Genomic DNA, 7513 nt, shown 5'->3' with positions numbered 1-7513 from the left:
TCGGCTAACCAGCTTGCGGCTTGCTAACAGGCTTCACCAACTCGCCTGCAAGGGACTCCCTCCCCCTGGAAAATCAGGTGCATTTAATACCCGTTGCCCATGCCGGGCACACACAAAAAAGCCGCCCCGAAAGATCGAAGCGGCTTTGCTAATGGTGTTAGTGTGACACTACTCTTTTTTCATCTTTTTTGAGATGGTATCGACCATCACGGGAGTTGCGATGCACACCGATGAGTATGTACCTACGACAACACCAACAACCAAGGCGAACATGAATCCGCGAATGGTTTCACCTCCGAAGAAGAAGATGACCAATAATACGAAGAGCGTGGTCAACGAGGTGTTCACCGTTCTACTCAAAGTACTGTTCAATGCTTGGTTCACGTTGTCGTCGAAATCACGTTTTGGGTGTACGTTCAAATACTCACGGATACGGTCAAATACGACCACGGTATCGTTCAGTGAGTATCCGATCACCGTCAACAATGCAGCGATGAAGGCCTGGTCGATCTCCAAGCTAAACGGTACGATTCCGTATAGCAACGAGAAGAGCGACAGCACCAACAATACATCGTGGAATACCGCAACAACGGCACCCAGCGAGAACTGCCAGCGACGAAAACGGATCAAGATGTACAAGAAGATCACAACGAGGGAGAGCAAGATACTCCGCACGGCCGAGGTACGAATATCGTCGGCGATGGTTGGACCTACTTGTGAGCTCGACATGAGACCGTACTGCTTATCGTCTGAATCATTGAAGAACTCGTCGCGAGTGATCTCCGTTTGGAAGTACGATTGAACACCTGCCCACAGTTTATCTTCGATGTCAGAATCTACTTCAACACCTTTATCATCGATACGGTATTTAGTGGTGATACGTACCTGGTTGCTTCCTCCAAAGGTCTTCACTTCAGGTCGAACGGCGGGACCGTCTTCCACAACGAAGGTTTGAGACAAGCTTTCGGTAATATCGGTCGTGTTCACGGGCTGATCAAAACGAACTTGATAGGTACGACCTCCTGAGAAATCCACACCTTGGTTAAGTCCGCGCGTGAACAAGGATACGAGTCCGATCAGGATCACAACACCACTGATGATGTAGTACATGCGGCGTTTCTGCAAAAAAGGAATAGCGAGACCTTTGAATGCGCCTTCAGTAAGTTTCGTTGAGAACTTGATATCGCGTTTCTGTGACAACAAACGCTCGTAGATCAAACGCGTCAAGAAGATCGCCGAGAATAACGAAGTCAAGATACCGATGATCAACGTTGACGCAAATCCACGGATGGGACCGGTACCGAATACGAACAGGATGATACCCGTAAGCAAGGTGGTAAAGTTAGCATCGATAATTGAGCTGAAGGCGTTCTTGTATCCATCGTTGATAGCCAAACGCAATCCTTTTCCGGAGGCGGTCTCTTCTCGAATGCGCTCATAGATAAGTACGTTCGCATCCACGGCCATACCGATGGTCAATACGATACCCGCGATCCCTGGAAGGGTCAGCACGGCTTGTACCGAGGCAAGTACTCCGAAGATGAAGAACATGTTGGCCAACAAAGCCAAATTCGAAACTAATCCGGCCGTGCTGTAATAGAATATCATGTAAAGGAGCACCACTCCAAGTGCGATCAAGAAAGAGATCAACCCTGCGTTGATGGCTTCGTGACCGAGTGAAGGTCCTACCACATCCGCTTGGATGATACGAGCCGGTGCGGGGAGTTTACCCGCTTTCAAGATATTCGCAAGGTCTTTCGCCTCTTTTACCGAAAAGGATCCGGCGATCTGTGTAGATCCGTTTTTAATCTCTTCGTTTACGTTCGGATAGCTGTACACATAGCTATCGAGTACTACTGCTACCGAGCGACCAACGTTATCGCCGGTCATACGCGCCCAGATGTTAGTGCCTTGGTTGTTCATGCTCATCGAAACCGAAGGGCGTCCGAGTTCGTCGTAGTCCTGACGGGCGTCGATGATCACATCACCTTGGAGGTAAGCCTCGTTATCTCGGTTACCTGAGATAGCGATCAAACGCATGAAGTTCTCGTCTGAATTACTTTCTGTCTTTGCCTCCCAAAGGAACTTCATGTAGCGCATATTCGGAGGCAACAACTCGCGTACTTGTTTGCGGTTGAGGTAATCAACCACTTTCGCAGTGTCCTTAATGGCTACGAATCCGATGACCGGACCGGTACCAGCTTGGTTGGTTTCGAAGTTGTAGTTCGGCAAAAGAATATCGAACAGAGGGTTCCAGGCGGCCGTCGGGTCAACGGTCGAATCGGCCGCTGCACTTCCACCTCCGGCCGCGAGGCCGAGAGAATCAGCACCCATGGAATCGCTCAAAGAGTCAATTCCGGAAGTCGTAGACTCCAAAGTATCGTCGATTCCGAAAGACTCCATATCGAGTCCGGCGTCGGCTGCCTCGTTGCTCTCGGCTTCGGCATCTGCCATAGCCTCGGCTTGTTGAACAGAGGCTGGACGTTCTACCAAGTCCTTGAGGCGCTCGTTAGCGGCATTCAAGAAAGGAATGACGTCGGTATTCTCGTGTGTTTCCCAGAATCCGAGCTCTGCAGTAGACTGCAAGAGGCGCTTTACACGCTCCGGTTCTTTTACACCTGGAAGTTCGACCAAGATGCGGCCGGTGCCTTCGAGGCGTTGAATGTTAGGTTGAGCCACACCCAATTTATCGATACGTGCACGGAGAACGGTGAAAGCACGCTCGATGGCGCCTTCGGCCCCTGAGCGCAATACGCGTATCACTTCCTCGTCGCTGCTATCGAAATTCACCTTCTCCTTAAGGTGGCGATTTCCGAAGATCGAAGGATCGGCCAAGCGTATATCGCTATTTTGTTCGCTGCGGATGCGCTGGAATTCCTGATAGAAAAGCGTGATGTAATCGTCTTGGCTATCGCGCTGACGTTGATTTGTGGCATCGATGGCCTGATTGAAGATCGGATTCTTAGAGTTGTTCGAAAGCGAACGAAGGATATCGTTCACAGAAACCTCAAGAATGACGTTCATCCCACCTTTCAAGTCGAGACCCAAATTGAGCTCTCTTGACTTTACCTCGTTGTAGGTATACTCGCGGACCAGCAGGTCGTAAACCGGCTGAGGCCCCATTGAGTCGAGGTAACTTTGATACAAGGCGGGATCACCATTCGCGTACTCCTTCGCATCTTTTTCCACACTTCTTACGATCCACGTAAAGCTCAGCTGATACAAGCAGATCAGCGCAAAGAGAATCGCAAACAAGCGGATGGCTCCTTTGTTTTGCATTTGAGTTAGATAATGTTAGCCTGAATTAATTCGGCCGCAAATATAGAGGAATGGTGCCATATTAACAACCAACTTATAGCGGTGTGCTTTACGTATATTTGTAGGTAGATTCAGATTTCCTTGTCACATGAAACGGATTCTTCTCATAGCTGTATTTTACTTGCCTTTTTCGGTCGCAGCCCAAACGGTAGCCTTTCAATTTCAGGACACTATCGGCGTTTTCGATGGCAGCGATGAATTGACCATGGCCTGGGCGGGCGGAGTCAATTCAACCCAGTGGTCGCATGTTGAGTTGAATTTCGACGGGCGGATGGACCTCATCGTTTTTGATCGAATGGGTCGTCGATTCTTGCCATTCGAAAACATCGACGAGGGTGGACAAGTCACTTACAGGTATGCGCCTCAGTACATTCCGAAGCTTCCGGTAGTACGAAATTGGGTCGTTTTCCGGGATTACAATGGCGACGGTAAAATGGACATTTGGGCGCACACGAATGCCGGTATTGCGGTGTATAAAAATGAGAGCACGGTATCGAACGGGCTTAAGTTCACCTATGTACTCAATACACCACAGCTGTACACCGATTATGGCACCGGGATCCCGGTGAATCTATACGTAGCTTCGACCGACATTCCCGGCATTGACGATATCGATGGCGATGGCGATCTCGACGTGGTCACCTTTTCGATCTTGGGTACTTCGGTAGAATACCATATTTGTCTTTCACAAGAATTGTACGGTCACAGCGATTCGCTCGTCTACGAGCTGGGCGACGATTGTTGGGGTGGATTCAAGGAAAGTTTCTTGAACAACGATGTCTTTTTGGACACCTGCGGAAGCAATTTTAATCCTGCCGGGGATGCAAACCGCCCGCGGCACGCCGGTAGTTCCATTGCTATTCGAGACCTCAACGGCAACGGGAATATGGACTGCGTTCTGGGAGACATCACCTTCAGTAACGGCAACTTGCTGACGAATACAGGAACACCGTCCGATGCATTCATGAGTGCTCAAGACCCCTTATTTCCTAGCTATGATGTTCCGGTCGACATAGAGCTATTCCCAGGATTCCACTGGGTCGATATCGATCGCGATGGGGCTCGTGACATGATCGTTTCTCCCAACGCCGACGGTGGAGCGGTGAACACCCATAGTGTTTGGTATTACCGTAACATCGGCACCGAACAAGCTCCTCAATTCGAATTTCAACAAGATGACCTCTTTCAAGACGAAATGATCGAAGTCGGAGAAGGCGCTTTCCCGAAATTCGCGGACCTCAACGGTGACGGATTAACGGATCTCTTGATCGGGAACTTTGGCACCATGAACAGCGGAACAATTTCGAAACCAAGGTTGGCCTTGTTCTTGAATACCGGTACGGCTACACAACCTGAATTCACGTTGCAGAGTATGGATTTCGGAGGACTTTCAGGCCTCCCCTTCCCCACCAGTTTGATTCCGGCCTTAGGCGACCTCGACGGTGACGGTGATGTGGATATGATCGTAGGTGATGGAAGCGGAAACATTCACCACTTCAACAATACCGCCGGATCCGGAAACCTCGCGAACTTCGTACTCGCAAATGCCAACCTAGGAGGCATTGACGTGGGAAATACTGCTGCCCCCGAGCTGGCCGATTTGGACCGCGATGGGGATTCGGATCTACTGATCGGACATTCCACGGGCCGAGTCAAATACTACGAGAATACCGGTTCAGCGACGAGCTTTCAGTTCACTTTGGCGACCGACACATTGGGCGGTATCGATATGAGTACTCTATGGTACTTCCTCGGTTACGCCTATCCGTCGGTGCACGATAACAATGGAGAATGGGAACTCTATATTGGTGGTGCTCCGGGAAATGTGTCGCACTTCACTGATATCGAGAATAACCTTGCCGGTAACTTTGCTGAAGCGGATACGGCCTGCGTTGGGCTTTATCGCCCCTCGCGCCCCTCTCCGGCCATGGCGGACCTCAACAACGATGGCTATATCGACATCGTTCTGGGCAATTACTCGGGTGGCGTTCAACTGTACATGGGAATTGATCCGGCCGATATTTCGCTTCCGGAGCCAGAAGTTCAAAACTCGCTCACCCTGTACCCGAATCCGGCCGCGAATTCGATCTTCATCGAAGGCCTCGAGGATGGTATTCATACCGAAATCGAGATCCTTGACCTCCACGGCCGTCGTGCTTTACGGGACACCTATAATGTATCTTTTGACGTTAGCGCCCTCTCGGGCGGATACTATCTGTTACGCGTTGAACAGGGCTCGTTGCGGGAGATTCATCGACTCGTCATCAACAGATGATCGAAAGGCGCAGCATCCTGTTTATTGACGGATACTGCAACTTGTGCAGCGGTGCGGTACAATTCATTTTACCCCGCGACCAACATGGTCGTTTTCACCTGGCTCCGCTGAGCGGCACTACCGCCGATGAGCTCTTGAAAGAGCATCCTCTTGAAAACCAACCCGACAGCCTCTTGCTGTGGGAAGAAGGGGCTTGGCATACGAAGTCAACGGCCGCCTTACGCGTGGCCAGGAAATTACGCGGATGGAAATGGGCTTGGTCGCTTCGATACATTCCCAGGTTCATTCGCGATGGTATGTACGACTTGGTGGCCCGTTCTAGGTTTACTTTGTGGGGCAAGCGCGATTCGTGCTACTTGCCACGGCCCGAATGGACCTCTCGGTTTTTGCCGTGATCCCTATGAGCATCGCAAAAAAAAGCTTTGGCACCTACGGGGAAGGATCTTTCTTTTGACCCAATTGTGGCCCTAAAGGACACTTTAAGGCCTCGGGCTTTCGCACCTTTTCTGTGCGGGGTTTCCTAGGCCCTTGGGGCCAGCGTGAGGCACCTTCAACGACAATTGGCCCTCGGGGTCAATGATCGCCGGAACGACAACGATTGGCCCTAAGGGCTAGGTAAGGGCATTCGTCAATTTCGCATTGACCCTAAAGGACACTTTAAGGCCTCGGGCTTTCGCACCTTTTCTGCGCGGGGTTTCCTGGCCCTTGGGGCCAGCGTGAGGCACCTTCGACGACAATTAACCCTCGGGGTCACTCCGAAAAAGTGTTACAACCGCGACCCAAAGCTTCCTCACGAAGTGCCCTGCAGTTCGGATAACTGCGTGCATTGCCGATAGCCAACAAAAAAACCCGCCAATGGCGGGGCTCTGTGCATCGTGCCGTAGGCGCAAATATTAAATATCCATATCGTCGAGGACCTTCATTACGTCGCGAACGTGATTGGCCGACTCATCCAACAAGGCGTGCTCATCGGCATTGAGGTCGAGTTCGATGATCTTTTCGATACCGTTTTTACCGAGGATCACGGGTACCCCGAGGTAAATTCCGTCCATTCCGTACTCTCCGTTGAGCAAGGCACAGACCGGGAATACCCGGCGCTGGTCGCGCACAATGGCCTCTACCATTTGAGCGGCAGCAGCACCCGGTGCGTACCAGGCTGAAGTACCAAGCAACTTAACGATCTCGCCTCCACCGACTTTGGTACGGTCAACGATGGCGTTTAATTTTTCTTCGCTAATGAGCTCCGTTACCGGAATTCCACCGACCGTGGTGTAGCGAGGAAGCGGCACCATGGTGTCTCCGTGACCTCCCATGAGTACGGCCTGAATATCTTTTGGCGATACGTTCAATTCGAGAGCCAAGAAGCTGCGGTAGCGCGCTGTATCGAGGATTCCAGCCATACCGAACACCTTGCTACTGTCAACCCTGGCGGTCAAGTAGGCTTGGTAGGTCATGACGTCGAGTGGGTTCGATACCACCACGATCTTCGCGTTAGGCGAGTATTTGATTACGTTTTCGGTTACCGATTTTACAATTCCCGCATTGGTGGCGATCAAGTCGTCGCGACTCATCCCCGGTTTCCGAGGAAGCCCCGAGGTAATAACAACTACTTCTGAATCAGCGGTCTTTGAATAATCGTTCGTGGAACCCACGGTACGCGAATCGTACAGATTGATCGGGGACGTTTCCCACATATCTAGAGCCTTTCCTTCGGCAATGCCTTCTTTGATATCGACGAGTACGATCTCGTTGGCGATTTCTTTGTGTGCAAGCACATCGGCGCATGTAGCTCCTACGTTTCCGGCACCTACTACGGTAACTTTCATGTGATTATGATTTTTTATTAGGCTTAAGACCAGAAGATTATTTACTAACGATTAAATATAGGTCTTGAAATTGAATCCCCCTCTTTAACGGGAA

At 50.8% G+C, this 7513-nt stretch carries 4 protein-coding genes; 2 read left to right on the top strand and 2 right to left on the bottom strand.

The genetic code is table 11. The annotated features are described in order from the left end of the window. Positions 1–168: 168 nt before the first annotated feature. On the bottom strand, positions 169–3279 hold the full coding sequence (gene secDF, locus J4F31_11345; protein MCE2497151.1) for a protein translocase subunit SecDF: 3111 nt from the start codon (positions 3277–3279) through the stop codon (positions 169–171). 127 nt (positions 3280–3406) lie between these two features. On the opposite strand from secDF, the gene J4F31_11340 reads away from it, so the two are divergent. Both J4F31_11340 and J4F31_11335 read left to right on the top strand, forming a co-directional pair. Beyond that, positions 3407–5593, top strand: coding sequence for a T9SS type A sorting domain-containing protein (locus J4F31_11340; protein MCE2497150.1), 2187 nt, complete (start codon positions 3407–3409; stop codon positions 5591–5593). Continuing rightward, positions 5590–5988, top strand: coding sequence for a DUF393 domain-containing protein (locus J4F31_11335; GenBank protein MCE2497149.1), 399 nt, complete (start codon positions 5590–5592; stop codon positions 5986–5988). Before J4F31_11340 ends, J4F31_11335 begins: the two co-directional genes overlap by 4 nt. Positions 5989–6486: 498 nt before the next feature. On the opposite strand, the gene mdh is transcribed toward J4F31_11335, so the two are convergent. Next, the gene (mdh, locus tag J4F31_11330) at positions 6487–7419 is read right to left on the bottom strand and encodes a malate dehydrogenase (protein MCE2497148.1); all 933 of its coding nucleotides are present in this window, start codon (positions 7417–7419) and stop codon (positions 6487–6489) included. Positions 7420–7513 lie beyond the last annotated feature (94 nt).

This window comes from Flavobacteriales bacterium (genome assembly GCA_021296215.1).
Lineage (GTDB): Bacteria > Bacteroidota > Bacteroidia > Flavobacteriales > ECT2AJA-044 > ECT2AJA-044.
This window is presented reverse-complemented; position numbering and strand designations above follow the sequence as displayed.